This window comes from Aestuariivirga sp. (assembly GCF_046093005.1).
Taxonomy (GTDB): Bacteria; Pseudomonadota; Alphaproteobacteria; order Rhizobiales; family Aestuariivirgaceae; genus Aestuariivirga.
The window spans coordinates 1-3,228 of record NZ_JBJTER010000109.1; the positions used below are offsets into that span (position 1 = coordinate 1).

Annotated in this window: 3 protein-coding genes; 2 read left to right on the forward strand and 1 reads right to left on the reverse strand. The window is 60.3% G+C overall.

Annotated features, from left to right (window positions below; all coding sequences use genetic code 11):
* The first annotated feature begins 663 nt into the window (after positions 1-663).
* Positions 664-2,196, forward strand: coding sequence for an IS21 family transposase (gene istA, locus ACKOED_RS09650; RefSeq protein ID WP_408916384.1), 1,533 nt, complete (start codon positions 664-666; stop codon positions 2,194-2,196).
* Positions 2,186-2,980, forward strand: a complete 795-nt coding sequence (istB, locus tag ACKOED_RS09655; RefSeq protein WP_408916385.1) for an IS21-like element helper ATPase IstB — start codon at positions 2,186-2,188, stop codon at positions 2,978-2,980. Before istA ends, istB begins: the two co-directional genes overlap by 11 nt.
* 49 nt (positions 2,981-3,029) lie before the next feature.
* Here the strand turns inward: istB and ACKOED_RS09660 are convergent.
* Positions 3,030-3,228 (reverse strand): hypothetical protein (locus tag ACKOED_RS09660; protein ID WP_408916386.1); only part of this gene is annotated, 199 nt, incomplete at its 5' end.

Consider the following 3,228-nt stretch of genomic DNA (forward strand, 5'->3'; position numbering starts at 1 on the left):
CCGCGTGCTCCGCTGGCGGCCCGGCAAAGACCTGCCCCGATGGCACCACCGGCAAGTAACCGCACTGCCTGCCGGTCGTGTAGAAGGTCTGACCGAACGGTACCGTAGGCAAGTGGCCCAACTGCAAGCGCGAGAGGGTCAACTGCCCGGACGGCTACGTCTACAGCCGCAACCTGAAGACATGCATCCCGGTTGAGCAGAAACCCCCTGAGAAACCCATACTGCGAAAGGCCCCGATTGATATCGTGCCGGATCTCCTGATCAAGCCGGACATCAAGCAGGACATCCAGTAGCGTTTGGCGCAAACAGCAGAGTGGCGGAGGGCGGGTCAATTCCCGCCCTTTGACGCGTTCCGGTTCTGCATTTTCGGCAACATGGAGTGCGGCCGGATCGAATAGGTGAGGAACACCGCTGTCGGGCGGAACCGCGCAACCCCGCACCAGGACAGCCCGTCCTGTGCCCGCATGCCAGCGCAGGGCATCAGGCTATTTCAAGGATGGCGGTCGGAGCGGAATTCAAAATGAACCCAAAACGCCCTTTGCACGGCGGAGTGTTGTTTTCCAGCGAGAACTGAGCCGGCTGGGTGCCTAATTTCCACTGAGAACTGAGCCATGTGAACCTTCCCCCGAAGCATTGAGCGGCGGGGGCAACGGAGTGATCCACATGGGACTTTTGAACATCATCCGCCGGATGCATTTGCGGCAGAAATTGTCGATCCGAGAGATCTCGCGGCGCACGGGGCTGTCGCGGAACACGGTGACCAGACATCTGGCGGCGAACACGATCGAGCCGATCTTCGCCACGCCGGAACGGCCGAGCAAGCTTGACCCCTTTGCTGAGAAGTTGGCCGCCTGGTTGAAGACGGAGGCCGGGAAGTCGCGTAAAGCGCGGCGGACCCTGAAGCAGTTGCACGGCGATCTGGTGGCGCTTGGCTTCACCGGCTCTTATGGCCGGGTGGCGGCTTTTGCGCGGGGGTGGCGGACAGATCGTCAGCACGAGCAACAGACCGTTGGACGCGGGACCTTTGTTCCGCTGTCTTTCCGTCCGGGGGAGGCCTTCCAGTTCGACTGGAGCGAGGACTTTGCAGTGCTCGGCGGCGAGCGGGTGAAGCTTCAGATGTCGCATATGAAGCTCGCGCACAGCCGGGCCTTCCTGCTGCGCGCCTATCCGTTGCAGACCCACGAGATGCTGTTCGATGCCCATTGGCACGGATTCCGGGTCTTTGGCGGTGTTCCCGGACGAGGCATCTACGACAACATGAAGACGGCGGTGGATCGCGTGGGCCGCGGCAAGGAGCGGCAGATCAACATGCGCTTCCTCGCGATGACGAACCACTATGTCTATGAGCCCGAGTTCTGCAATCCGGCGGCAGGTTGGGAGAAGGGCCAGGTCGAGAAGAACGTTCGGGATTCGCGCCACCAGATATTGCAAGGCATGCCGGACTTCCCGGATCTTCAGGCGTTGAATGCCTGGCTGGAACGGCGTTGCCTGGAACTGTGGCGAGAGACGGCTCATGGCACGCTGCCTGGCACGATTGCCGATGTATGGGCTGAGGAGCAGGCCTCCCTTATGCAGCTGCCTGTCGCCTTTGACGGCTTCATCGAGTTGAGCAAGCGCGTCTCGCCCACCTGTCTGATCAGCTTCGAGCGCAATCGCTACAGCGTTCCGGCGTCCTTTGCGAACCGTCCAGTCAGCCTGCGGGTCTATCCGGACCGGCTGGTCGTGGCGGCCGAGGGTAACCTCCTTTGTGAACATCCGCGGATCATCGAACGCAGTCACCACCGGCCGCCACGGACGGTTTATGACTGGCGGCACTATCTGGCGGTCGTTCAACGCAAGCCCGGCGCCCTTCGGAACGGTGCGCCCTTTCTGGAATTGCCGCCTGGCTTCAAGCAGTTGCAAGACCACATGCTGCGCAAACCGGGTGGCGATCGTGAGATGGTCGATATTCTGGCGCTTGTGCTGCACCACGATGAACAGGCCGTGCTCACCGCGGTGGAACTGGCACTGGCAGACGGCGTGCCGGCGAAAACCCACGTGCTGAACCTGCTGCACCGGCTGGTTGATGGCAAGGTTACAGGTGTTCCGCCACTGGATACCCCGCAGGCACTGAGCCTGAACCACGAACCCAAGGCCAATGTCCAACGCTATGACGGCCTGCGCAGCAAGATCGCCGGAGGCCGTCATGCGTCATGATCCCGCCAGCGGCGCCATTGTCATCATGCTGCGCAGCCTAAAGATGTATGGCATGGCGCAAGCCGTCACCGATCTCATCGAGCAAGGTGCGCCGGCCTTTGAAGCCGCCATCCCGTTCCTGGCACAGCTCTTGAAGGCCGAATTGGCCGAGCGGGAAGTGCGTTCGATCGCGTATCACATGAAGTCCGCGCGGGTCCCCGCCTACAAGGATCTCTCCGGCTTTGACTTCACCGCCAGCGAGATCAACGAAGCAACTGTCCGGACGCTGCATCGCTGCGAGTTCATGGATGACGCGCATAACGTCGTTCTGATCGGCGGGCCGGGCACCGGCAAAACCCATGTCGCCACCGCACTTGGCATCCAGGCCATCGAACACCATCGCCGAAAGGTCCGTTTCTTCTCCACGATCGAGTTGGTCAACGCCCTCGAGCAGGAAAAGGCCAAGGGCAAGACCGGGCAGATTGCAGAAAACCTGACCAAGCTCGATCTCGTGATCCTCGACGAACTGGGATACCTGCCATTCAGTGCTTCTGGCGGCGCGCTGCTGTTCCATCTGTTGAGCAAGCTCTATGAGAAAACAAGCGTGGCCATCACCACCAACCTCAGCTTCAGCGAATGGGCCACAGTCTTCGGCGACGCCAAGATGACCACCGCCTTGCTTGACCGCCTGACCCACCGCTGCCACATCCTCGAGACCGGGAACGATAGTTTCCGCTTCAAGGTAAGCTCAGACACCGCAGCCCGAAAAAAGAAGGAGACAAGCCATCCCTTGACCTCAGCATGAGCCGAAATCCATAATCAGAGGTGGCTCACTTCTCGATGGAAAACCCGGCTCAGTTCTGCGTGAAAAACAACATCATGCGGTTGGAGATCAATGAGAATGCCTTCTCAACGGACCTTTCTGTACGTGTAGCCAAATCAAGCTCACTGCCTTCAAGCACTAGTCGCTCAGCCACAGGCATATTCTGCACCCTGCTGCTGTCCACCCATGCCCCCTCAAGAGGGATTTGAAGTTCAGCGATACGCTTGAGG